The organism is Salegentibacter profundi (assembly GCF_054121475.1).
The window spans coordinates 16,550-39,460 of sequence record NZ_JBSYGG010000015.1 but is presented as its reverse complement, the minus strand read 5'-3'; the positions used below and the strand labels follow the sequence as shown (position 1 = coordinate 39,460).

Here is a 22,911-nt window from a genome sequence, read left to right as displayed (position 1 = left end):
TTTTAAAACTTTCAGTTTAAGCGATTATTCCTTAAATTCGCAACTTCTATAACTGCAATAAAAATTTCCGACTATGAGTAAATATGATATTATTGTTTTAGGTAGTGGCCCGGGAGGTTATGTAACCGCCATCAGAGCCTCTCAACTCGGTTTTAAAACCGCAATTGTTGAAAAGGAAAATCTCGGTGGGGTTTGTCTGAACTGGGGATGTATTCCTACCAAGGCCCTGCTAAAAAGCGCTGAAGTATTCGATTATCTTAAACACGCTGAGGATTACGGGCTTAAACTCGAGAATCCCGATAAGGATTTTGGGGCCGTGATCAAACGGAGCCGTGATGTTGCCAACGGAATGAGCAAAGGTGTGCAATTCCTGATGAAAAAGAACAAGATTGATGTTATCGAAGGCTTTGGTAAACTCAAGTCGGGTAAAAAAGTTGCGGTAACCGATAAGGATAAGAACACCAAAGAATACCAGGCAGACCATATAATCGTGGCTACAGGTGCCCGTTCCCGGGAACTTCCCAGTCTCAAACAGGACGGTAAAAAAGTAATTGGATACCGTGAAGCCATGAGCCTTGAGAAACAGCCCAAATCCATGATCGTGGTAGGCTCCGGAGCTATAGGCGTGGAGTTCGCTCATTTTTACAATGCCATGGGAACGGAAGTGACCATCGTTGAATTTCTTCCCAACCTTGTACCCCTGGAAGACGAAGATGTTTCCAAACAATTCGAACGCAGCGTGAAAAAAGCAGGCATTAAGGTGATGACCAATTCTTCGGTAGAAAGCCTTGATACCTCCGGCAAAACAGTAAAAGCCAAGGTTAAAACCAAAAAAGGTGAAGAAACCCTGGAGGCTGATATCGTTCTTTCCGCTGTTGGAATTAAAACCAATATCGAAAATATAGGCCTGGAAGAACTGGGCATTAAAACCGAGAAAGACAAGATCGTTGTCGATGAGTTTTACAAAACCAATGTTTCGGGGATTTACGCCATCGGAGATGTCGTAGAAGGTCCTGCCCTTGCCCACGTGGCTTCAGCTGAAGGAATCCTTTGTGTTGAAAAGATAAAAGGAATGGAAGTGGAACCCCTGGATTACGGAAACATTCCCGGGTGTACCTATGCAACCCCAGAAATAGCTTCTGTAGGGATGACCGAGAAGCAGGCTAAGGAAGCCGGGTATGAACTCAAAGTGGGTAAATTCCCCTTCTCCGCATCAGGTAAAGCCAAAGCTGCAGGGAAATCAGATGGGTTTGTCAAAGTGATCTTCGATGCCAAGTATGGAGAATGGCTGGGATGCCACATGATTGGTGCCGGGGTTACCGATATGATTGCTGAAGCGGTTTTAGGTAGAAAACTTGAAACAACAGGTCACGAAGTATTAAAAGCTGTTCACCCTCACCCAACGATGAGTGAAGCGGTAATGGAAGCCGTAGCAGCAGCCTACGACGAGGTGATCCACATATAATCCAGCATATATTTATTTTCAATGACCCTGGCCTTTGCCGGGGTTATTTTTTTTGGAGCAGATCACAATAGAAGAACCGGGTATCCCAATTTTTAGGTTTATCGGTAAAACAATCATCATCTTCATCTGTTGAAGAAGTATAGCTTTTTTCGACAATTTCCCCGACCTCAAAGGCTACCGGCCTGTCAAATATGGGGCCATCATATACAAAAGTGTGAAACTCTCCGTTTTCCCCACATGGATCCACCCCTGCGGGCAAATCGCTGAGAAATTTTTCATCAAGCAACCTTCCGCAGAAACTGCGGTCTAATTCTTTGGCATTTACGCTAACCACTATAGCCTTAAAGCCCTTTTCAAGAAAATCCCGAATCAGGGACAGGGTATCTTCTTTCCACAAAGGAAAGACCGCTTTAATGCCTACTTCTTCCAACTGTTTTTCGCGGTACTGCTTTAGATCCTCCAAAAATAGATCTCCAAAAATGCTGTAATTATAACCTTCACCGAGCAATTTTCCGATTTCGACCTCCATGAGTTCATTGTAAGCCTCCATACTCACCTGGCCAGCTAATTGAATATACTGAAGGGGAATTCCGATAGCTTCGGCCTGTTGTTGCATTAATTCCAAACGAATTCCATGCATAGAAACCCTTCTGGTTTCCATATTAACAGTAGTCATCAGTTTTTGAACTTCATACTCACCCTGCTTTTGCACCTTATAAAGGGCATAAGCTGCGTCTTTACCACCACTCCAGTTTATATAGGCTTTTTTCATTTTTTCGAATGGATAAAGCTCTGTATGGCAAGATCATAGCTCTGCAGGCCAAAACCCAGGATCACTCCTTTTGCTGCCGGTGCAATAAAAGACTTATGCCTGAATTCCTCCCTTGAATGGGTATTGGAGATATGCACCTCGACCAATGGAACCTCAATGGCTTTTACCGCATCTCCAATTCCTACCGAAGTATGCGTGTAAGCCGCGGCATTAAGTACAATGCCATCAAATTCCCCCACCGCCCGGTGTAATTCATCGATGAGCTCCCCTTCTATATTGGACTGAAAATAGGAAAGCTCGACCTCCCTGAATTTGAATTGCAGCTCAGTAAAGTATTCTTCAAATTTTTTATTACCGTAGGTACCGGGTTCCCTGGTACCTAAAAGGTTTAAATTAGGACCGTTGATTATAAGTATCTTCATAGGATAAAGATATCAAAATTTATATTCTGGACCGGTTAAAGCATAACTCCGTTTGGTAAATGGATAACGAGTCAGAAAATACCATTCCCCATTGAACTGATGTTTTTGTTAACCGAAAAAGATAGTTTTATTAAAACCTAAAACCCAATCCTATCGAATAGGATCGAAACCTGTAATGGTCCTCTTTATCAAAGGGTACCTGGGGTTTTAAACGGTCGGTAAATTCATGAGAGTAACGTCCTTCCAGATAAAAAGAGCGACTGATATCGTAACCAATGCCCCCGGAAAGTTCAAAACCGGCCCTGTCATAGATACTAATGGAATTCCCGCTTAAAATATTCACCTGCGGACCAACCAGACCATAAAAGCCTGTAGTTGGGATTCGGTATTCCACAAGCCCGGCGGCGCGATAATGCACTGATTCTTTAGTGCTCATAAAACTGATTTCAGGAACTAAAGAAATATCCCTGTTCAGTCTCAGGTTATAATTAACACCGATAAAAAAGCCGGCTTCCCCACTGATAAATTCGCCACTGACCTCAGGATAATAACTGGAATAAGAGGGATCGATGGCCAGGTAGCCCGCCTGGACAGATAAATTCACAGCCGGGGTTTTAAAAGCCTGGCTCCTGACATTGGCAAAAATCATCATGGAAACCAGCGCTAAAAAAAGACTTCTATACATAGGGGATGAGTGTTTATACCCTGCAAGAAACGAAAAAAATCAATTCCGCAATCCAAAACACCTTATAATGCCTTATAAATGTTTTATAGACGAAATTCCAGGCCTACATTGATTGAAGAGAGATTTTCGCCATTATTGCTTATACCCTGGTATGAACCTATCACTGAAAAAATCCCCAAACCAACCCCGATTTTTGGCCGGTAATAAAATCCGCCCTCTCCATCCTCGGTAAGGCTGACGGCGTATCCCATATCCAGCCCTAAAAAGGTCATACCCAGACCTAAGCGTCCTGAAGCGGCCAGGGGGAGAAAACTGACATCCTCGGCATCCATTCCCCCAAAGCCGGTAGCTATATCTTCGGCAAAAAACCTGGTATATCCGATCATGGGGCCCACTTCGATGATATTGATCACCCCGAAAAGGTAACTGAGCTCCCCGCCCAGTTGAAAGTTCGAAATATCCTCGGCATCACTTACAGGTAAACCACCGTTAATTCCCAATTTCAGATCTCCCTGGGCCTGAACCGGGAAGACGGCCCAAAAAATCAGGGCGCTGCAAAAGAGTAATTTTTTCATCATAATTGCTTATTGATCAGTGCCATTAAATTAATAAAAATTCAAAGCTCAGCGATTGATCTCACTATAATACAGAAAAACCCTTAAGCCGACCTATGGCATAAAAAAAAGCGGAAGATCGCTCTCCCGCTTTCCAGCTTTTCATAGGTGTATGATCTAAGCTGATTTAAAACATTAATCCTATCCCGAGTTGAATTCCGTTGTTGTTAACGGCATCATCATCCCAGTTATCACTGTCAAAGGCATCGGTGAAACCGTGGGTATATCGCGCAGAAGCAAAAAACCCGTTATTGAATTTGTATGAAGCGCCCAGGGCACCCCCAAATTCAAAGGTACTTCCCATTTCAGTATCAAATTCAGAATCACCCACAGAGGTTTCAAATTCATATTCCTCTTCTGCCAGGAAGTTAAAAGAAGGTCCTGCCTCCAGCGATAAGCCATCGATCAGGTAAACCTTGGCAAGGACAGGGACATGAATATAATCTAACTGATACTCACCCTTCCCTAAACTGCTGTGAGTGGCTTCGGTTCCCTGGGTAGAATACAACACCTCGGGTTGAAGAGAAAAACGGTCTCCCAAAGGAATCTCGGAAAGCAGTCCTAAATGAAAGCCGGTACGACTGTTCTCTTCTTCAAAACCATCAGAGGTCATATTGGAAAAATTAACCCCTCCCTTTACACCAAAATATACAAATTCCTGTGCAGAGGCGCTAGAGGTCAATCCAAATACGGCTAATACTGCAATTAAAACTGTTTTTTTCATCACATTCGATTTTTTAGTTACAGGGGCAAATGTAGGAGTCAACTTCTTAATAAAATGTTAGCCAAGCCTAAAGTATTACTAAGTTATTAGGGGATTGTTTTTATCTTTAACACATGAAATGGACCCGCGCCCTGGAAGACTATCGCCTTTATCTGCGCTTAGAGCGCGGACTCTCAGATAATTCAATTGAGAATTACAGCCTGGATGTTCATAAGCTTATCGCCTATGTAGACGTTAATGCTAAAAAGAGCTCCCCTGTTGATATCACCGAAGAAATCCTGCAGGAATTTATCTATGAAATGGCCCGGAGCCTTAATCCCCGATCCAGGGCAAGACTAATTTCCGGATTAAGAGGATTCTTTAATTTCCTGGTTTTTGAGGATTACAGAATAGACAATCCCCTGGACCTTATCGAAGCCCCTAAAACAGGTCGAAAACTTCCTGATGTGATCTCTACCGAAGAGATAGACCGGCTGATCGCTGCCATAGACCTGGGAAAGACGCAGGGAGAAAGGAACCGCGCTATTCTAGAAACGCTTTATGGATGTGGTCTTCGGGTTTCTGAACTGGTCAACTTGCAGATTTCCGATCTCTACTTTGAAGAAGGCTTTATTAAAGTGACCGGGAAAGGCAACAAGCAACGCTTTGTGCCGGTATCACCTTACACCCAGAAATACATAAATATCTACTTAAAGCAGGTCAGGCCTCACTTGCCTGTAAAGAAAGAAGCCACCGATACTTTATTTTTAAATCGCAGGGGTAATAAACTTACCCGGGCGATGATCTTTACCATCATACGGCAACTTTCACAAAAGGCCGGTATTGATAAAAAGATCAGTCCACATACCTTTCGCCATTCTTTTGCGACGCATTTACTGGAAAACGGTGCCGATCTCAGGGCCATTCAACAAATGCTTGGTCATGAAAGCATAACTACCACAGAAGTCTATATGCATATAGACCGAAAACACCTGCGGCAGGTCATCGAAAAGTTTCATCCCAGGGCCTAAGTATTAAATTTCTGATAAAGCCTTTAAAATAAAGGTATTTCAAAAGGATTATTAGTAAATTATAGCCACTTTTCAGAACTATAAAATTTAACTATATGAGAACACTTAAGTTCAAGAATAACGACGAAATGCCCGCAATAGGTCTGGGTACCTGGAAATCGGGAAAAGGCGAAGTAGGTAATGCTGTAAAGATCGCCCTAAATAACGGATACAGGCATATAGATTGTGCCGCCACCTACGAAAATGAAGCTGAAATTGGGGAGGCATTTTCCGAGGTATTTTCAGAGGGGAAGATCAAAAGAGAGGAAGTCTGGATAACCTCAAAACTCTGGAATGATTCTCATAAAAAAGAAGACGTCATCCCTGCCCTTAAGAAGACCCTGAAAGATCTTCAACTGGATTACCTGGACCTTTATCTAATTCACTGGCCGGTTGCCTTTAAAAAGGGTGTTGGTTTCCCGGAAAAAGATGAGGATTATCTCAGCCTGGAAGAAGCGCCGATAATCGAAACCTGGGAAATGATGATCGAGGCTAAAAAGCAGGGGCTGGTCAAACACATCGGTGTTTCTAATTTCAGTACCATGAAATTAGAAGAACTTATGGAGCAGACAAAAGATATCCCGGAAATGAATCAGGTAGAACTACACCCCTACCTGCAGCAGCCCGAATTACTTGAATTTTGCAGCAAACACGACATCCACCTTACCGCCTATTCTCCTTTAGGCAGTGGGGACCGTATTGAGGCGATGAAAGCTCCCAACGAGCCCTCCCTGCTGGAAAACAAAGTCATTCAAAAGATTGCCAAAAGACATGGGGCCAGCCCCGGGCAGGTCCTTATCAAATGGAGCGTACTTAGAGGTACAGCAGTGATTCCAAAGTCCACCAATCAGGAGCGGATCATTGAAAACATTCAAAGCATGGGGGTCAATCTGGATGAAGAGGATCTAAAGGAAATCGCAGAGCTGGACCGCCATTTCAGGTACGTAACCGGGGAATTCTTTGTCACCAAAGGCAACAGCTATGAAAACATCTTTGATGATGACGATTATAAGGGGTGATACCCTGGCCATATTACTTAAAAAGCCCTGCTTCTGCAGGGCTTTTTAATATCTATATTATTGGAAGTATTCCTGTTTACTTACTTGGCGATATTGACAGCACGAGTTTCCCGTATTACGGTAATCTTCACCTGCCCAGGATAGGTCATATCGGTCTGGATCTTCTGAGAGATCTCAAAGGAAAGGTTATTGGCCTTTTCATCATTGACCTTTTCGCTTTCTACAATGACCCTTAATTCTCTACCCGCCTGAATGGCATAGGCCTTTTTAACCCCTGGAAACCCAAAGGCGATCTCCTCAAGATCTTTTAAACGCTGAATGTAAGAATCCAGCACCTGACGCCTTGCTCCCGGTCTGGCACCGCTTATTGCGTCACAGACCTGTACAATAGGTGAAAGCAGGGAGTTCATCTCTATTTCGTCGTGGTGTGCACCAATGGCATTGCACACTTCGGGTTTCTCTCCAAATTTTTCGGCCCATTGCATTCCCAGGATAGCGTGAGGTACTTCGGTTTCTGTATCGGGTACCTTCCCGATGTCATGCAAGAGTCCGGCACGCTTGGCAAGTTTAGGATTGAGCCCGAGTTCCGCAGCCATTACCCCGCAGAGTTTAGCCACTTCCCGTGAGTGCTGCAACAGGTTTTGTCCATAGGAAGAGCGATACTTCATCCTCCCTACAATCTTAATGAGTTCCGGGTGAAGCCCGTGAATACCAAGATCGATTACGGTGCGTTTTCCTATATCGATTATTTCCTCTTCAATTTGTTTCTTGGTCTTTTTAACGACCTCCTCAATACGGGCCGGGTGAATACGCCCATCGGTTACCAGTTTATGCAGGGACAACCTGGCTACTTCTCTTCTTACCGAATCGAAACAGGAAAGGATTATGGCTTCCGGGGTATCATCAACGATGATCTCTACCCCTGTAGCCGCTTCCAGGGCACGAATATTACGCCCTTCCCGTCCGATAATTCGACCTTTCACATCATCGCTTTCCAGGTTAAAGACCGATACGCAGTTCTCTACGGCCTCTTCGGTTCCTATGCGCTGGATGGTGGTAATGATAATTTTTTTGGCTTCCTGCTGGGCCGTGAGCTTAGCTTCTTCGACCGTATCCTGAATCAAGGCCATAGCATCAGCCTTTGCACTATCTTTTAAGGCTTCGGTGAGCTGCGCCTTGGCATCATCCGCCGATAGTCCGGAAATGACCTCTAACTGCTGTATCTGGCTGTTATGAAGCTTATCGATCTCTTCCTGCTTCTTCTCGAGGTATTCGGTACGGTAGGAATAGTCTTTCAACTTCTCGTCCAGTTCTTTGTTGAGTTTCTTGTTCTTGGCAAGCTCACTGGAAACCTGAGATTCCTTATCCCTGACTCTCTTTTCGGTATCATTGATCTTTTTATCCCGGCCCATGATCACCTTTTCGTGCTCTGTCTTAAGCTCGATGAACTTTTCTTTGGCCTGCAGGATCTTATCCTTTTTAATACTTTCCCCTTCAGACCTGGCTTCTTTTAGGATGTTTGCAGCCGATTTTTTGGCGTTTTTAATAGTACGCGAGGCCTGCTTGCGCTCCAGCAGCTTTGCAATGGCATAGCCTACGGCTATACCTACAACCAAACCTATAATTATAGTAGTGATTTCCATGTTATTTATTTATATAAAAAAAAGCCTGTATTAGTATTGGTTTGAAGTAAACTCTTTAAAATCAGGTTTAGGGCTAACAAGCTGCTCAAAAATCCGCTTTCCCGAGGGATACGGCACGCTTTTACAACTTAAACTCACCCTTCTTAAAGAATTCGTGTTGAGTTTCTCAAAAATCACTAATACAGGCAGTAACCTTATTTTATTTAAAGAACTTCTTAAGAGGCCAGGTGTTGTTGCAAGAGCTCGTTAAGTGATCTTAACTTTTCTTCAGCTTCCTGCATATCCCCCGCGGCTTCTATATCTTTCTGCTCGGTTTGGGCTGCAAACTGTAAGGCACACATGGCCAGTACATCCTGCTTATCCCTAACGGCATAACTCTGCTCAAATTGTTTGATCATGGCTTCGATCTTTTTTGCAGCTTTCCTCAAACCCTCCTCCTGGTGAGGCTCGATGGTTAAGGGATAAACCCTGTCTGCAATGGAGATCTTTATTCTTAATTTGTCCATGAAGCCTATCTATTCTGATAATTGAACAATACACTGATCAATTTCTCTTATTAAGCTGTTTATCTTGAGCTTTGTTTCTGTCTTGTAATCTTTACTGCCCAGCATTGCATTGGCTGCTTTAAGAGTTTGAATGCGTCCCTGGGAACTTTCAAGTTCTTCTTTAAGACGGGTATTTTCAGAATTTAATGTTGCCATTTCCTCTTCAATAGCACCCATTTTTTGCTTCATAGCTTCATACTTATGCAGCAACTTACTGATCCTATTTTCAAGATTATCAACTATTTCTGTCAATTCACTCATAAAAGCGCAATCTAATGCTTATTTCCACAAAGTTAACATACGCTTTGAAATATCCCAATACTTTTTATTGCTATTTTAGTTTTATAGCAAAGTCAAAGCTAACATCTTAAGGCTTAAGGCTTTATTTTTTGCATAAAGTTTGATTAAATTTACCACCAGGAAATTGCTATTGTTAATCCGAAATTATGAAAGTTATCACCATTCTAAGCTTACTATTAACGGGCCTTAGCCTTTATGGCCAGCCCAGTGTTCCCGAAGATTATTTCGCTTCTCCCCTGGAAGTCCCCCTTGTACTTTCCGGAACCTTTGGCGAGTTGCGTTCCAATCATTTCCACAGCGGGTTGGATATTAAAACCCAGCAGCGCCAAGGCTTAAAAGTGCTGGCTGCAGCAGAAGGTTATGTCAGCAGGATTAATATTCAGCATTATGGCTACGGAAAAGCCCTATATGTGCAACATCCCAACGGTTACACCACCGTATATGCACATTTGCAAAAATTTTCCCCTGAAATCGAGGCCTATGTGAAAAAGCGGCAGTATGCCAACCAGACCTATGAAATTGAACTGTTCCCTGAAGCTGGAGCCCTTAAGGTCTCTCAAAATGAATTGATTGCCCTTAGTGGAAATACCGGGGGAAGTGGAGGTCCACACCTGCATTACGAAATAAGGGATGGAAATCAGCGCCCGATGAATCCCAAACTCTTTGGCGTTAAAATCAAGGATTCCCGTCCCCCTATTATCAACTCGCTTTTTGCCTACCCCCTTGATGACGAGTCCCATGTTAACAACGCTACAGAACGCCAAAAAATACGGCTTATTCCTTTACAGGACGGAAGCTATACCACTGAAACAATCGATGCCTGCGGTAACATTGGCTTCGGGGTCTCCACGGTAGACCAGCAGGATATGGCTCCAAACAAAAACGGGGTATATAAGGTTGAAACCTCGGTTAATGGAGCGGATATTTTCTCCATTGAATTCAATCGCTTTTCTTTTGCGGAAACCCGCCACCTTAACCAGCTTATAGATTATAAGTACTACAGCAACCACCGCAGCAGGGTCAAAAAACTCTTTGTGGAACCAGGTAATCCCTTAAGTGTTTATAACAAGGTGGTCTCAGAAGGCAAATTAAACATCAAGGACAGCCTGGAATACACCTATGAAATAAGGGTTACTGATTTCACCGGAAATGAAAGACTCATCAGAGTCCCGATCCGCGGACGCAATAACGGGGAGCTTCCGCCTAAAGAAATAAATAAGACCGATTATTTCGTAAATGCTGACCAGGCTTACTCGGCCAGGGAAAACGGAATTGATTTTTATATCCCTGCCGGAAGCCTCTATCAGGACACCTATTTGGATGTAGCCTTTAATGGGGACACGATAGATTTTCATACTGACCAGACCCCTATCCATAAAAATATCACCCTGGGATTTGATGTAAGCCAGTACAGCCCGGAAGCACGTGAGAAACTTTTTATCGCCCGATTGGGATACCGAAACAGGCCACAATACTCTTCCACATATAAAAAGGGAGATCGCCTTACTACGGGAATCAGGACCTTCGGCACCTATACCCTGGCTACCGATGACACTCCCCCAAGGATCAGGCCGGTGAATTTCAGGGATGGACAGTGGATCTCTTCCAACAATACCCTGAAGCTAAAGATCTCAGATGATCTCTCGGGAATAAAGAGTTACCGGGCCACGGTAAACGGAAAATTCATCCTGATGGAGTATGAATACAAGAACAATACTTTAACCCATGATTTTGATGATGGGGTGGTTACCGAAACCGAAAATGACTTTAAGCTTACCGTAACCGATAATCTTGGAAACAGCAACACCTATGAGGCCAAATTTTTCAGAAAGAATTAATCCTTAAGCGGTTATCCTGCTCACCTGAAATCTTAGGTGAGCGGTAACCGAAGCTGTTTTTTATCAAGCATATATTGTTTTAAGGCAAGCAAAGCTGCCAACCTGGCTTCTTCTTTTATGGCCTCCTCGAGTTTCTCGGCTGAATAATATTTTTTCACAAAGTGGGTATCGAAATTTCCACTTCGAAAAGCCTCATGTTCAAAGACAAACTTCCCAAAAGGGAGGGTCGTACTAACCCCTTCCACTTCATACTCACTGATGGCCCGGAGCATTAACTGGAGGGCTTCTTCTCTGGTTTTACCATAGGTGATCAGCTTACTAAGCATCGGGTCATAATAAATTGGGACCTCCATACCCTCTTCAAAACCATTGTCCACCCTGATCCCGGGACCGGTAGGCATCCTGTACCTTTCCAGCTTTCCCACACTGGGCATAAAATCTTCCATCGGGTCTTCAGCATAAACCCTTAATTCCAGGGCGTGTCCCCTGATGGCCAGGTCTTCCTGGTGAAAGGGTAATTTTTCTCCCCGGGCAATCTTTATTTGCTGCTCCACCAGGTCAATACCGGTAATGAGTTCGGTTACAGGATGTTCCACCTGCAGGCGGGTATTCATCTCCAAAAAATAAAAGTTCTTATCTTCATCAAAAAGGAACTCCACTGTGCCGGCTCCTACATAATCACAGGCCCGGGCTACCTTGATCGCGGCTTTACCCATGAGCTTCCTGGTCTTGGTATCCAGGACCACCGATGGAGCTTCCTCCACCACCTTTTGGTGCCTTCGCTGTACGCTGCACTCCCTTTCAAACAAATGGATAATATTGCCGAAGGTATCGGCCAGTACCTGAATTTCAATATGTCTTGGCGAAGTCACGTATTTCTCGATAAAAACGGAGCCGTCACCAAATGCAGACTCTGCTTCACTGATCGCCCTTTTCATCTGGTCTTCCAGATCTTTTTCTCGCTCTACAATGCGCATGCCTTTCCCCCCGCCACCTGCGGAGGCCTTTATCAGAATTGGATAGCCGATCTTTCCAGCTATTTTCTTTGCTTTCTCCACATCGGTGATCGCCTGGTCTATCCCCGGGACCATAGGAATGTCATATTCCTTTACGGCATCCTTGGCTGCGAGCTTGCTACCCATAATGCGAATAGCTTTGGAACCCGGACCAATCCAGGTAATCCCCGCCTTTTCGACCGCTTCAGCAAATTCGGCATTTTCACTTAAGAAACCATAACCGGGATGAATCCCGTCTGCTCCAAGTTTTTTGGCGACTTCAATGATCTTATCGCCCTTGAGGTAAGATTCACTGGAAGCTGCTTTACCGATACAAACCGCTTCATCAGCAAACTTTACATGAGGTGCATTCCTATCGGCCTCTGAATATACAGCAAGGCTTTTAATTCCCATTTTCTGTATCGTCTTCATTACCCGCAAAGCGATCTCTCCACGGTTGGCCACTAATATTTTTTTCATTTCAGACATTTACTTTTGTAATAATTCAGGCTTTTTAACTTTCGATTTAATCCATCTCAATAAGCAGTTGATTCTTTTCGACGCCCTGGCCTTTTTCTACCGAGATCGCTTTTACCACCCCATCGCGTGGGGCACTTAAAGTGTTCTCCATCTTCATGGCTTCCAGGACCAGCAAATAATCCCCCTGCTTGACCTGATCCCCTTCATTTACCATGACATCGAGAATCAAACCAGGCATGGGAGCTTTAATATCGTTGACCATTAAGGCAGAACCCAGGGATAAGCCCATCTTCTCTATAAGCTGATCCAGCTCATTGGATATCTTAACCCGGTAGTTATTGGAATTAATCTTTACCTGGTATTGCCTGGAAAGGTAATCGGCCTGGGCAATGCTGGCTTTAAAACTCCGGTTTTCCCTTAGCAGATGAAAGTTAGCCTCGGAAACCTGCTGAGTATCTAATGCATTAATCTGGTCCTGGGTAAATTCAAATTCAAAAGTTTCGTTGACCTTGACCCTAAATTTTTTTTCCATATTCATTGGTTTTCAAATAAAATTTGAAGCTACAGATGTAAATATAGAAAAACTAAGTAGGTTTTAAACAATAGCTATGCATGAAGATTTTTCCACTTCCCATGTGTTAAGAAAGCGTGAATTCACATAATATTAATGTAAGAGCTTCGCATATCAGCTTACCTTAGAATGAACCAAAAAACCGGTAAATTATGAAAAGATTAATTTTAACAGGACTCCTGGTCCTATTTGCTATGAGCACAGCAGTAAGCCAGACAGAACAGCAAGTCTCCGCAGAGATTTCAGCATGGCTTTCCACGCACTTTCCCAATGAAAGCATCATGGACATGCATGTGGATCTTGATGACCAAGAGGATGCTTACGAGGTTAAAATGTCTGACGGCACCGAAATCGACTTCGATATTGAAGGTCATCCGACCAGTATCAACAGTAAAAAAGGCTTCTGGCCTGAGGCCCTACCTGAAGTGATCGCCACTTTTCTCAATACCAATCATAAAGATGTGAAAGTGGTGAAATATGAAAAGCAGGAAGATGGTTACCAGCTCAAATTAGCTAATGACACGGAATTGGAATTTGATAGCGATGGTCTGCTTCTGGAATAAGGAGGATAAACTATGGCTGTAAAAGCCAAAATAAAAGAGGCTGTCCCTTAAAGACAGCCTCTTTTTTATCAAAAAAACCAAACAGGAACTATTAAGCAGTTTCCGCTTTGTACTCTTCGATCTCTTCACTGAAATCGAAAACTTTGGCATCTTTAAGTTTATTTTCAAGGATGCTGCTTCCGGCTGCGGATCTAAACCCACCGGCACAGTGTACAACCACTGGTTTATTCGTTGGTACTTCATCAGCCCTGTTTCTAAGTTCATTCAAAGGAATGTTCAAAGAACCTTCGATGAATTGTCCGTCGGTTTCCAATTCAGCTTCATTTCGCACATCTACCACAGTATATTTATCCTTGTTCTTTTTGAAATCTTCGTGATCAAAGGAATCGGTAGTTAGCGATACTTTTTCTGAAAGCGTTACAATACCTTTCATTTGTTGTTCATATCCGATCTTGGCGATTCTTTCCAGGGTGTCTTCAATATCATCCACACTAGATACCACCATATAGAAAGGCTCCTCGGGAGCGATAATGGCACCTAACCAGGTTTCCAGCTTATCCTCTTCTGTGACTCCCATGATGTTGATACTGTTGGGAAGATGACCTTTTCGGTAGGTTTCCCGGCCACGGCTATCGACCACTACAGCATCATCATCGAGACTTTCTACCAGTAATTTTACCGGCACGCTGTATTTGGCCTGTTGGACATTCATTGCACCTTTTCGGTTAACATCTACGTTGAAACCGAAGTAAGCTGGTATGAATGGCTGATCTTTAAGGATCTCTTCAACAAACTCCTCCTCAGTCTGGTCCCGGAAAGCCCAGTTGCCCTGGCGTTCATTTCCTAAAGTACTAGATGAAGCATCGCTCATGTTCTTACCACATAGCGAACCGGCACCGTGAGCAGGATAGATCACCGTATCGTCAGGAAGCTCGTTGAACTTTGTTTGCATGGTGTTATACATGGCCTTTGCCAATTCTACCCTTTTAGCTTTCATATTACCCGCTTTCTCACGAAGGTCAGGACGACCTACATTACCAATAAAAAGGGTATCTCCACTGAACATGGCTGTTTCTCCGTTTTCTTCAGCGATAAAGGTCAAACTATCAGGAGAGTGACCAGGAGTATGCAATGGTTTTACAGTGGCACCTCCAATTTTAACGCTCTGTCCCTCATCAAAACCAGTATGCGGATAGCTTACCCCAACCATTTCACTAATGTAAATAGTCGCTCCGGTTTCCTTGTGAATCTGCAGGTGACTGCTCACAAAATCGGCATGAGGGTGAGTTTCAAAAACCGCTACGATCTTTGCGTTGTTTTCTTCAGCATACTTATAGTAAGGCATTGGGTTACGGCTTGGGTCTACAAGGGCCATCTCTCCGTTACTTACTAAAGCATAGGAATAATGTGCTAAAGGCTCGTCTTTAAACTGTTTTATCTTCATCGTGATTTCTGTTTAATTATTATTTAGTGATTGTTTATTCTTTTTAAATGGAAAGAGCATCTGATTTTTGAAATCCTCAGGGAAATCATCATCTCCTTCAAAACCAAGTTCTATATCTCTTCCTTCCTGTGGAATATAAGCCGTACCAAAGAGATAATCCCAAATGCTCAGGCTAAGCCCGAAATTCATCCCATAAGGATGAGCCTCTGGAAGCTCCTTGGAGTGATGCCAGATATGCATTTTAGGATTGTTAAAAACATAACCTAAAACCCCATAGCTCCAACCGACATTAGCGTGGTTTAAATGTCCTATAAAAACAGCGAACATATGGACCACAAAGAATTCCTGTATACCGAAACCTATCATGGCAAGCGGAATATACTGCACAGTCTTATAAACGATGGTCTCCATAAAATGAAACCTGAACTGTGCTGCAAACCCCATCTCCTTTACACTGTGGTGAACCTTATGGAATTTCCAAAGCCAGGAGCGCATGTGCAATTGCCGATGTACATTCCACTGAATAAAATCAGCCACGACGAACATAATTAACAACTGCGCCCAAATGGGAAAATTCTGCACCTCGATGGCCACAATATTACTTATCCCAAACAGCCCCAGCAGATCATTGAATAATTCCACCCCTACATTCGAGATCGCGTTATACCCCACAAGGGAAAACAGGAAAAAATTAAATATGATATAGAACGTATCCAGCCAGAATCCTTTTCGGAAAACCTTTTGGTCCTTCCTCCAGGGAATAAAAATCTCCAGTACCCAAACCATCAATGACAAGAGCAGAAGCCAATAAAAATAATTGGTCCAGCCCGGGTTGCTTATTTCCTCGACCAGGTAATTAAAATATCCTGTAAAGGAATTCTCAATAATGTTTAGGTACTTCTCCAACCGGATTATTAAAATTTCAGTGGCAAAAATATATAAAACATAAGGTCTAAGCAGTAACTTTTGTTACAATCCCTGACCTACTGTAAGTTACAAAATTTTTTAATGTTCCCGGGCTATTTGAGCAGGTCCGGCCTTAAAATTAACCACAATTTAAGTATTGAACCAACCCAGGATTTTTATGGCTCCCTTATCCCTGTAATCCATCCTAAATAAGATGATCAGGGCAGAAAGAAGGGTGAGGATCCCGATGAGCAAGATAGCAGCTTCAATACTCACCATATCTGCAATTACCCCGGTAAGAATAGCACCTATGGCATAGCCCAGGTCCCTCCATAACCGGAATACCCCGATGCTTTTTGCCCTGTCTTTTGGATGGGTATTCTCTGCAATGGTGGCCAGGAAAGTTGGATACACCATTGCGGTACCCCACCCCAGAAGTGCTGAAAGGACGACATAATGGGTCATCGTTTGAGCCCATACCAACATCACCAGCACGAGCGCCTGAAGGAACATCCCGATAAACAATAAATCCTTTTTGCTGAATATATCGGCCATTCTTCCAGTAAATAACTGGCCTATTCCCCAAACCGCAGGATAAAGGGCCGTTACAATACCGATCTGCTCCAGGTTAAAACCTTTATGAGAGAGCAGAATAGGAAAAAGCCCCCAGGCCATCCCATCGTTAAGGTTGTTTATCAATCCGGCCTGACTCACCGAACCCAGGTTTTTATGGGTCCAGGTGGTTTCTTTAAAAATATTCTTTAGCGGGGACACCTCGCTGGTATCCTCTTCTCTTGCCACGTGATGGCGGGTATCCCTGATAAGGAAAATACTAAAGAACAGCCCCAGTAACATAAGGCCGATACCCAGATAAAAAGGATAAGGCCGCAACCCATATTCAGAGGCGATCCAACCGGTTAAAAAGGCTACCACAGCCACTGCAAAATACCCGGCAAATTCATTGAGTCCCATTGCGAAACCCCGCTGGCGTTCTCCGACCAGGTCTATTTTCATGACTACCGTACTGGACCAGGCAAGGCCCTGGTTAATTCCAAGAAGGACATTGGCGGCGATGATCCAGTTCCAGTTTTCGGCAAAAATTAAGATAAAAGGAATGGGGATGGCAAAGACCCACCCGAGGACCAAAAGGTTTTTACGACCAAAGCGATTGGCCAGAGCCCCGGCATAATAGTTAGCGATGGCCTTGACTACCCCAAAGACCACTATAAAAGAGAGAATAGCCGTGGTCGCGGCTATTTCAAATTCTTTCTCGGCGATCTCCGGCAAAATACTTCGTTCCAGCCCGACCATGCCTCCTACAAAGGCGTTGACCAGCACCAGTAAGCTGAATTGCTTCCAGTTTTCCTTCAGCCCAAGTTTTACATTATTCATTCATAAAGTTTGGCTTAAAAATAGAAATTCGTAACGAAATTGATCTGATTGAAGTTGCTTTTATTAAAAATACTTTCTGGATCCTGATGATTCTGGTTTTCCCGGTACACCCATAAAAGATCAAAGCTCAGCCCATCGAGGAATCCCTCCACATTATAGCGCAGGTGCGTATTGAGCTGGAAAGATTCATCCACATTATATTTATTATACCGATAAGCTCCCGGCTCGGCGCCAAGGATCTGCTGCATCTCTACCCCAAAATGCAGGTTAGGCTTTAAAAAGGCGTATTCACCCTTTAAGGCGAGGATATCGACATCCCCCAGTCCTTCCAGGCGAGATCGGGAAATAGAGGTAAAGAAATGATCCCTTCCCAATTCCTTGGGGAACAAAAACCTCCCGGAATCAAAGGCATGAGTATAGGCCAGGGCAAGTCTTAAACGCGATTCCTGCCAACTGAGCTGAGAACTCAGTACCTGTCCGTTCTCATTGGGCTGCACATAACGGTGCTGGTAAGCAAGTTCCTCATTATAGGAAAACGGCGACTGGTACACATACTGAATGCCCAGGTTAAAATCCTTATACTCATAATCCAGCTGGGTCCATAAAGTGTTCATCACTTTATCCAGGTAATAATCGTATATCTTGAAGGTGAAATTATTTTTATTATACCTGTAATTAAAAATTCCCATCCCCGAAGATTCATAATACTCGTGATAGTGGGCTTGCTGACCGTCTGGTTGAAACCCGTTATAAAAAAGTCCAATACCTTCCTCAAAGTCAAACCACTCGGTAGTGGCCCGGGGCGACATTCCGTTAAGCCAGCCCAGATTGAACTGATGCGGTCTTCCGAAGTTAAGGTGTGCCCAGGCTCCGCGATGGGCAAAAGGTTTCATCCGGCCGTCACTGTGATTCAATAAAGGGGTGTACTCGGTTTCAATTTTTCCGTAAGTGAGATAGGAGTTACCGAAGCGATAACGGATAAACAATTCTTCCAGCCTGTCAAGGTCTTTGAAGTTACCTTTATTAAGCACATCATAGAGCTCATATTCATACCGGGCGTTTTTGCCCGTCACAGGTTCTTCCATTCCCAGGTCATTTCCAAAGGTCTTATAGGTAAATATCCCTTTAACCCCGGCCTCAAATCCCTTGTAATTCCCGGTGGTAAAACCAACTGCCCCACCGGTGGCATTGGTATAATAGTCATTTAGATCATCCCGGTTCATGGTATTCATAAAGTAGTTCCTGATATGCCCATGGAGATGAGCCTCTCTAAAGATATCCCTTAAATGTTCAGGTTCCTCGTTTTGTTGATGAGTTTTCTCCTGAGAGTAAACCGATAGGTTCAGCAAAAGGATAATCAAGGCCAGGGGCCATTTAATCTGGTATTTCATTTCTAACAAGTTTTTCTGGAATGGGAGTGCGAAAGAAGTAAATATAAAACCCGAAATCAGTAACAAGGGTTACACCACTATGTAACATTAGTCACATCCCATCTCGGACTCAAAGATTATATTTGGCAGCTAATTGATGAAAATTAAATCCTACATAGCCGTTTTCTTTGCCCTGGTTTTTTTGGGAAAGTTCATTATGCTTGATGCCAAGATGCTGGGCAGTGTGATGGACAGCGAAAATATAAGCTGGGTAAATTCCTTATGTGGAAATAAAGCCCTGGATTCTTCCCAGAACGATCACCAGGCTGACTTGAATCAGGCCTCTGATCAGCTGGTGATCAGCGCAGATGCCATTTGTAATTCTCCTTTTAATTTTTCCAGCCTCGATTGGCCGGTCGCCCAGGCAGAACCGAATTTTCAATATTATGATTACCGCAACCCTGCAGTGATCTCTGCCTATCACGATAAATTCTATCCCCCACCAAAAGTTCTGATTGCTTAATCGCTATAAAAGCCTGCAGAATATTGATTCTAAGGGCTCTATAATAAATTACTTTCATAACTTTAATACAGAATGACAACTAAAATATTAGTAAACCGGCGTTCGGTTCAGATATTCAGGGTATTGCTTAGTGGAATTTTCCTGGTAGCAAGTTTTAATCACCTTTTGAACGTAGAGAAAACCGTTAACCGGATAGACCAGGCCAGTTTTAAAGGGATCGCCTACTTTTTCGGAAATCCCGAATTACTGGTTATCCTTTCGGGAGTGGTGATGCTCCTTTCCGGGTTCGCCCTGTTAATTGGCTATAAAACCCGGTATGCCGCGGTGGTCCTGGCGCTTGTTTTATTGCCGATCACCCTTACCGTGCAGGTAGGACAAATCAATACCCTGGGGCCGCTCTTTAAAAATATCGCCATAATGGGCGGACTCGTGTTTTTCATATTTAACGATTTGAGTCAAACCCAAAAATTATAATAACCATACGCAAGAGCGTATAAAATTCAATAAAAAAATGAAGACTATTTTATTAAGCAGTTTCGCAATGTTCCTCGCTTTATTCAGCACGCAGGTAACTGCCCAGGAACAACCAGACCACGACCATAATAAGGATTATGTGGTCCTTACCAAGAAAGTAGACCAGTTAAAACCCATCCTGCTCACCGCGGAGGCTCTTTCTGAGGAAGACGGAGACCACTTCGGAGAATTCCAGGTCATCGTCTGTGGAAAGGATATTTCACAACTGACCAATACCTCTAAAATGACTCCTTTTGTGGAGCAGGCCCAAAAATTAGGTGTTGAACTGGTAGCCTGCGGTTTCTCCCTAAACAAATTCCAGGTGGATCGCAAGGAGATTCCCAAAGAGATGACCGTAGTAGAGAACGGAATCCTTCACAACCTGCAATTACAGAAAAAAGGTTTCTATAGCCTTGGCCTCTAAGAAAAAATCAATCACTAAAAACTATACAATGCACAATAAAATAAACAAAATGCTTTATGGTCTGGCTATCCTGAGCATGGGAGTATTTACTTCCTGCAACAGTATTTCCGGCTCTAATAGTCAAAAGGAAGACGGGAACCCGGCCGATACCACAAAGATCACCATCCTGCAAACTGCAGATATCCACGGGCAACTGGATCCGCATCCGGAACTATTCTGGGAAGATGACAGCATCATCTTCCGAGATCGTGGTGGGCTGGCTCATATCCAGACCCTTTTTAAGGAAGAAAAAGCCAAAAACCCAGGCAATACAGTAATTGTGGACGGGGGAGATCTTATCCAGGGAAGTGGATATGCGGCCCTATCAGAAGGAGCTATCTTTCCGGATATCATCAAAAATATGGACTTTGACCTTATCGTTCCCGGAAACTGGGAGGTGGTCTATGGAAAGGAAGTGATGATGGATGTCCTTCAAGGCTTTGAAAAACCAGTCATCGCTCAAAACATGTTTCATGATGATAAGGAGAAAAAGGAACTGTTCCCTCCATACTGGATCAAGGAGATAGACGGGGTAAAACTCGGCTTTATCGGGATCAACGACCCGGATGTTCCAGTTCGTCAGAACCCGATATTTAGCGAAGGGATCGGTTTTAGCGGAATCGATGATAGTGTGAAGGACCTGATAAAAAAGGTGAAACACGAGGAAGGGGTTGACGCCTTGTTTTTGGTGACCCACTTCGGGATTTTCAAACAGGTAGAGCTGGCCAGTAATCCGATCGTAGAAGACGTGGATTATATTCTGGGGAATGATACCCATGAACGGGTACGTGAGCCCATCCAGGGCAAATATGCCAGGGTAACCGAGCCGGGAGCCTTTGGTTCCTTCGTGGGAAAAATGGACCTCTATTTTGTAGACGGGGAGATCGTAAGAGAAGATTATGAGCTGATGGATGTCGATCCTGAAAAATACCCGGCAGACCCACAAATAGCCGAATTGGTAGAAAAGGCCAAAGCGCCCTATAAGGAGCACCTGGAAACCGTAGTTGGCTATACCAAAACCCCTATCTACAGGTACCTGACCGTTGAAAATCCCATGGATAATATGATCACCGATGCCGCACGCTGGAAAACCGGTGCGGACATTTCCATTTCCAATGGCTTTAGGTTTGGTAATCCGATTGTCCCGGAAGACGGAAAACCGGCCCCAATAACCAGGGCGAACCTGTGGAACCTGCTTCCGGTAAACGAGAAAGTAAAAACCGGAAAAGCAACCGGGAAACAGATCAAAGACTGGCTGGAAAAAGAAATGCATAATGCTTTTGCCCAGGTGGCGACCGAACGTTTCGGAGGTTGGCTGGTGCGTTTCTCAGGAATGGAAGTTGATTTCAATAGCCAGGGAGAAAAAGGACAGCGGATAAAATCAGTAAAGGTCAATGGGGAAGAGATGAAGGATGACCAGTATTATACCATCTCGGCCTGTGTCCGTCCCGGAGACCCGCTGGACAACCTATGCCGTATGCCTAATGTAAAGGATGTAGAGGTTAAGGATTACTATATCCATGATGTGGTGGAAGAATATTTAGGAGTGCACTCTCCTGTTTCCCCACAACTGGAAAAAAGAGCCTATTGTGAAATCCTTGGTCCAAACTCCTTCTCTACCGTTCCGGGTACAGATTATGAATTCCATTAAGACCAGGTAGGTTAGAAACATTAAAGGGCTGTCACAGACGGCCCTTTTTTTATTATATGCTTTGGGTATGATGAAAACTTACCTCTGACCTTTGAAGCATACCTGATATCAATTATACTCCAGGCAATCTTCAGAAGGGGTATAAACCCCGGCAGCCTGCTGGTATACCAGGGTAGCGCCTAAATGCCCTGCATAGCCCAGGAAAACCGAACCGGTGAGCATGGCCAGGATAAGGATAAAATTTACGATGTTTTTTTTCAGTGGCAGAAAGCCATAGGTAAAAGCCAGGTCCAGAGCGAAAGCCCCGGTAAAGATCCAGCTTGTAATGTAGGTCATGTTCTCGTGGTCTTTTAAGACCGTAGGGTCACAGAGCTGACGGGAGACTATGCCGTCGGCCTGGTTTCCGGTGTAGATAGCGATCCATGCGCCAAGCACGCCCAACCCCAGAAGAATGCTTCCTGCCTGTGGCCAGAGTTTGTCACGGGTCCACAGGGAGATCAATTTAAATAAAGTAGCTATCAGCAATAGGGCAATGGGAAAATGAACGGACAGAGGATGGAATACCTCTGTCCTCCAGAAATCAGGGATTTCATTCATCTTTTATTCCAGAATTTTTACCGAAATAGGATCTAATCGCTTTCCTACCTTTTCTACTTCTACTTCAACTTTTTGACCTTTTTGAAGTGCTGAGAATTCCACTTCATTCCCATCTCTGCTTAGCACAGTTTCATCGGTAAAATAAAGTTCAAGGGTTTTGTTATCATCGGTCTTTACGTAGATCTCGGTTTTTTCGGGCTCTACTTCATCTACCGTTCCCTGGTAAGTTCCGGATTCAACGGTACTGGTTTCCCCACAGGCTAAAAACATGAATACCAAACCGGCAAACATGCTTTTTAAGATTACATTTTTCATATTTAATTGAATTTAGCGTTTATAACCAACTAAGTTAAGTATAAAACTGCAT

At 43.8% G+C, this 22,911-nt stretch carries 25 protein-coding genes and 1 other RNA gene; 9 read left to right on the top strand and 17 right to left on the bottom strand.

Annotated elements, in window-relative coordinates:
* Window positions 1-73: 73 nt before the first annotated feature.
* Window positions 74-1,465: a dihydrolipoyl dehydrogenase gene (gene lpdA, locus ACW6NC_RS14835; protein ID WP_457867202.1), complete on the top strand. Its 1,392-nt coding sequence runs from the start codon at window positions 74-76 to the stop codon at window positions 1,463-1,465.
* 43 nt (window positions 1,466-1,508) lie between these two features.
* On the opposite strand, the gene ACW6NC_RS14830 is transcribed toward lpdA, so the two are convergent.
* The 5 genes from ACW6NC_RS14830 to ACW6NC_RS14810 form a co-directional block, all read right to left on the bottom strand.
* Complete coding sequence (locus ACW6NC_RS14830; RefSeq protein WP_457867200.1) at window positions 1,509-2,237, bottom strand: Dph6-related ATP pyrophosphatase; 729 nt, start codon at window positions 2,235-2,237, stop codon at window positions 1,509-1,511.
* Window positions 2,234-2,659, bottom strand: a complete 426-nt coding sequence (gene aroQ / locus ACW6NC_RS14825) for a type II 3-dehydroquinate dehydratase (RefSeq protein ID WP_457867199.1) — start codon at window positions 2,657-2,659, stop codon at window positions 2,234-2,236. The genes ACW6NC_RS14830 and aroQ overlap by 4 nt, the downstream gene beginning before the upstream one ends.
* A gap of 130 nt (window positions 2,660-2,789) precedes the next feature.
* Window positions 2,790-3,344: an outer membrane beta-barrel protein gene (locus ACW6NC_RS14820; RefSeq protein WP_457867197.1), complete on the bottom strand. Its 555-nt coding sequence runs from the start codon at window positions 3,342-3,344 to the stop codon at window positions 2,790-2,792.
* A gap of 83 nt (window positions 3,345-3,427) precedes the next feature.
* Window positions 3,428-3,922 carry a hypothetical protein gene (locus ACW6NC_RS14815; protein WP_457867195.1) on the bottom strand — a complete coding sequence of 165 codons (495 nt, stop codon included), beginning with the start codon at window positions 3,920-3,922 and terminating at the stop codon, window positions 3,428-3,430.
* 163 nt (window positions 3,923-4,085) lie between these two features.
* On the bottom strand, window positions 4,086-4,682 hold the full coding sequence (locus ACW6NC_RS14810; protein ID WP_457867194.1) for a porin family protein: 597 nt from the start codon (window positions 4,680-4,682) through the stop codon (window positions 4,086-4,088).
* 113 nt (window positions 4,683-4,795) lie between these two features.
* Here ACW6NC_RS14810 and xerD point away from each other — a divergent pair, with 113 nt between their 5' ends.
* The gene (gene xerD, locus ACW6NC_RS14805; protein ID WP_457867192.1) at window positions 4,796-5,692 is read left to right on the top strand and encodes a site-specific tyrosine recombinase XerD; all 897 of its coding nucleotides are present in this window, start codon (window positions 4,796-4,798) and stop codon (window positions 5,690-5,692) included.
* A 95-nt stretch (window positions 5,693-5,787) separates the two neighbouring features.
* Window positions 5,788-6,750: an aldo/keto reductase gene (locus ACW6NC_RS14800; RefSeq protein ID WP_457867191.1), complete on the top strand. Its 963-nt coding sequence runs from the start codon at window positions 5,788-5,790 to the stop codon at window positions 6,748-6,750.
* Between the two features lie 80 nt (window positions 6,751-6,830).
* Here ACW6NC_RS14800 and rny read toward each other — a convergent pair whose 3' ends face one another.
* From rny to ACW6NC_RS14780, 4 genes are all read right to left on the bottom strand, one after another.
* A complete protein-coding gene (gene rny / locus ACW6NC_RS14795) occupies window positions 6,831-8,393 on the bottom strand; it encodes a ribonuclease Y (RefSeq protein ID WP_457867189.1) in 1,563 nt (520 codons plus the stop codon).
* 48 nt (window positions 8,394-8,441) lie between these two features.
* Window positions 8,442-8,556, bottom strand: a non-coding RNA gene (gene ssrS / locus ACW6NC_RS14790) — 6S RNA.
* A gap of 52 nt (window positions 8,557-8,608) precedes the next feature.
* On the bottom strand, window positions 8,609-8,899 hold the full coding sequence (locus tag ACW6NC_RS14785) for a cell division protein ZapA (RefSeq protein ID WP_081212205.1): 291 nt from the start codon (window positions 8,897-8,899) through the stop codon (window positions 8,609-8,611).
* 9 nt (window positions 8,900-8,908) lie between these two features.
* Entirely contained in the window at window positions 8,909-9,199 is a 291-nt protein-coding gene (locus ACW6NC_RS14780; RefSeq protein ID WP_457867187.1) for a hypothetical protein, read from the bottom strand.
* A 185-nt stretch (window positions 9,200-9,384) separates the two neighbouring features.
* Between ACW6NC_RS14780 and ACW6NC_RS14775 the strand changes: the two genes are divergently transcribed.
* On the top strand, window positions 9,385-11,076 hold the full coding sequence (locus ACW6NC_RS14775) for a M23 family metallopeptidase (protein ID WP_457867184.1): 1,692 nt from the start codon (window positions 9,385-9,387) through the stop codon (window positions 11,074-11,076).
* Between the two features lie 32 nt (window positions 11,077-11,108).
* Here ACW6NC_RS14775 and accC read toward each other — a convergent pair whose 3' ends face one another.
* Together accC and ACW6NC_RS14765 are read right to left on the bottom strand one after the other, a co-directional pair.
* The gene (gene accC / locus ACW6NC_RS14770) at window positions 11,109-12,551 is read right to left on the bottom strand and encodes an acetyl-CoA carboxylase biotin carboxylase subunit (protein ID WP_457867183.1); all 1,443 of its coding nucleotides are present in this window, start codon (window positions 12,549-12,551) and stop codon (window positions 11,109-11,111) included.
* Window positions 12,552-12,597: 46 nt separating this feature from the next.
* Window positions 12,598-13,083 carry an acetyl-CoA carboxylase biotin carboxyl carrier protein subunit gene (locus ACW6NC_RS14765; protein ID WP_457867181.1) on the bottom strand — a complete coding sequence of 162 codons (486 nt, stop codon included), beginning with the start codon at window positions 13,081-13,083 and terminating at the stop codon, window positions 12,598-12,600.
* 191 nt (window positions 13,084-13,274) lie between these two features.
* On the opposite strand from ACW6NC_RS14765, the gene ACW6NC_RS14760 reads away from it, so the two are divergent.
* Window positions 13,275-13,685: a PepSY-like domain-containing protein gene (locus tag ACW6NC_RS14760; protein ID WP_457867179.1), complete on the top strand. Its 411-nt coding sequence runs from the start codon at window positions 13,275-13,277 to the stop codon at window positions 13,683-13,685.
* A 91-nt stretch (window positions 13,686-13,776) separates the two neighbouring features.
* On the opposite strand, the gene ACW6NC_RS14755 is transcribed toward ACW6NC_RS14760, so the two are convergent.
* The 4 genes from ACW6NC_RS14755 to ACW6NC_RS14740 all read right to left on the bottom strand — a co-directional run bounded on the left by ACW6NC_RS14755 (window position 13,777) and on the right by ACW6NC_RS14740 (window position 18,818).
* Window positions 13,777-15,129, bottom strand: a complete 1,353-nt coding sequence (locus ACW6NC_RS14755) for an MBL fold metallo-hydrolase (protein WP_457867177.1) — start codon at window positions 15,127-15,129, stop codon at window positions 13,777-13,779.
* 12 nt (window positions 15,130-15,141) lie between these two features.
* Window positions 15,142-16,035 (bottom strand): sterol desaturase family protein, encoded by an 894-nt coding sequence (locus ACW6NC_RS14750; protein WP_457867176.1) that lies wholly within the window; start codon window positions 16,033-16,035, stop codon window positions 15,142-15,144.
* A 150-nt stretch (window positions 16,036-16,185) separates the two neighbouring features.
* Window positions 16,186-17,427 (bottom strand): MFS transporter, encoded by a 1,242-nt coding sequence (locus tag ACW6NC_RS14745; RefSeq protein WP_457867175.1) that lies wholly within the window; start codon window positions 17,425-17,427, stop codon window positions 16,186-16,188.
* A gap of 14 nt (window positions 17,428-17,441) precedes the next feature.
* Complete coding sequence (locus tag ACW6NC_RS14740) at window positions 17,442-18,818, bottom strand: hypothetical protein (RefSeq protein WP_457867174.1); 1,377 nt, start codon at window positions 18,816-18,818, stop codon at window positions 17,442-17,444.
* 136 nt (window positions 18,819-18,954) lie between these two features.
* Between ACW6NC_RS14740 and ACW6NC_RS14735 the strand changes: the two genes are divergently transcribed.
* From ACW6NC_RS14735 to ACW6NC_RS14720, 4 genes are all read left to right on the top strand, one after another.
* The gene (locus tag ACW6NC_RS14735) at window positions 18,955-19,320 is read left to right on the top strand and encodes a hypothetical protein (protein ID WP_457867172.1); all 366 of its coding nucleotides are present in this window, start codon (window positions 18,955-18,957) and stop codon (window positions 19,318-19,320) included.
* A 72-nt stretch (window positions 19,321-19,392) separates the two neighbouring features.
* The gene (locus ACW6NC_RS14730) at window positions 19,393-19,794 is read left to right on the top strand and encodes a DoxX family protein (protein WP_457867171.1); all 402 of its coding nucleotides are present in this window, start codon (window positions 19,393-19,395) and stop codon (window positions 19,792-19,794) included.
* Between the two features lie 37 nt (window positions 19,795-19,831).
* Window positions 19,832-20,257: a DsrE family protein gene (locus ACW6NC_RS14725; protein ID WP_457867170.1), complete on the top strand. Its 426-nt coding sequence runs from the start codon at window positions 19,832-19,834 to the stop codon at window positions 20,255-20,257.
* A 28-nt stretch (window positions 20,258-20,285) separates the two neighbouring features.
* Window positions 20,286-21,947, top strand: a complete 1,662-nt coding sequence (locus ACW6NC_RS14720) for a bifunctional metallophosphatase/5'-nucleotidase (protein ID WP_457867168.1) — start codon at window positions 20,286-20,288, stop codon at window positions 21,945-21,947.
* Window positions 21,948-22,055: 108 nt separating this feature from the next.
* On the opposite strand, the gene ACW6NC_RS14715 is transcribed toward ACW6NC_RS14720, so the two are convergent.
* Both ACW6NC_RS14715 and ACW6NC_RS14710 read right to left on the bottom strand, forming a co-directional pair.
* On the bottom strand, window positions 22,056-22,544 hold the full coding sequence (locus ACW6NC_RS14715) for a DUF2231 domain-containing protein (RefSeq protein ID WP_457867166.1): 489 nt from the start codon (window positions 22,542-22,544) through the stop codon (window positions 22,056-22,058).
* Between the two features lie 3 nt (window positions 22,545-22,547).
* Entirely contained in the window at window positions 22,548-22,859 is a 312-nt protein-coding gene (locus ACW6NC_RS14710; protein WP_457867164.1) for a hypothetical protein, read from the bottom strand.
* Window positions 22,860-22,911: the final 52 nt, after the last annotated feature.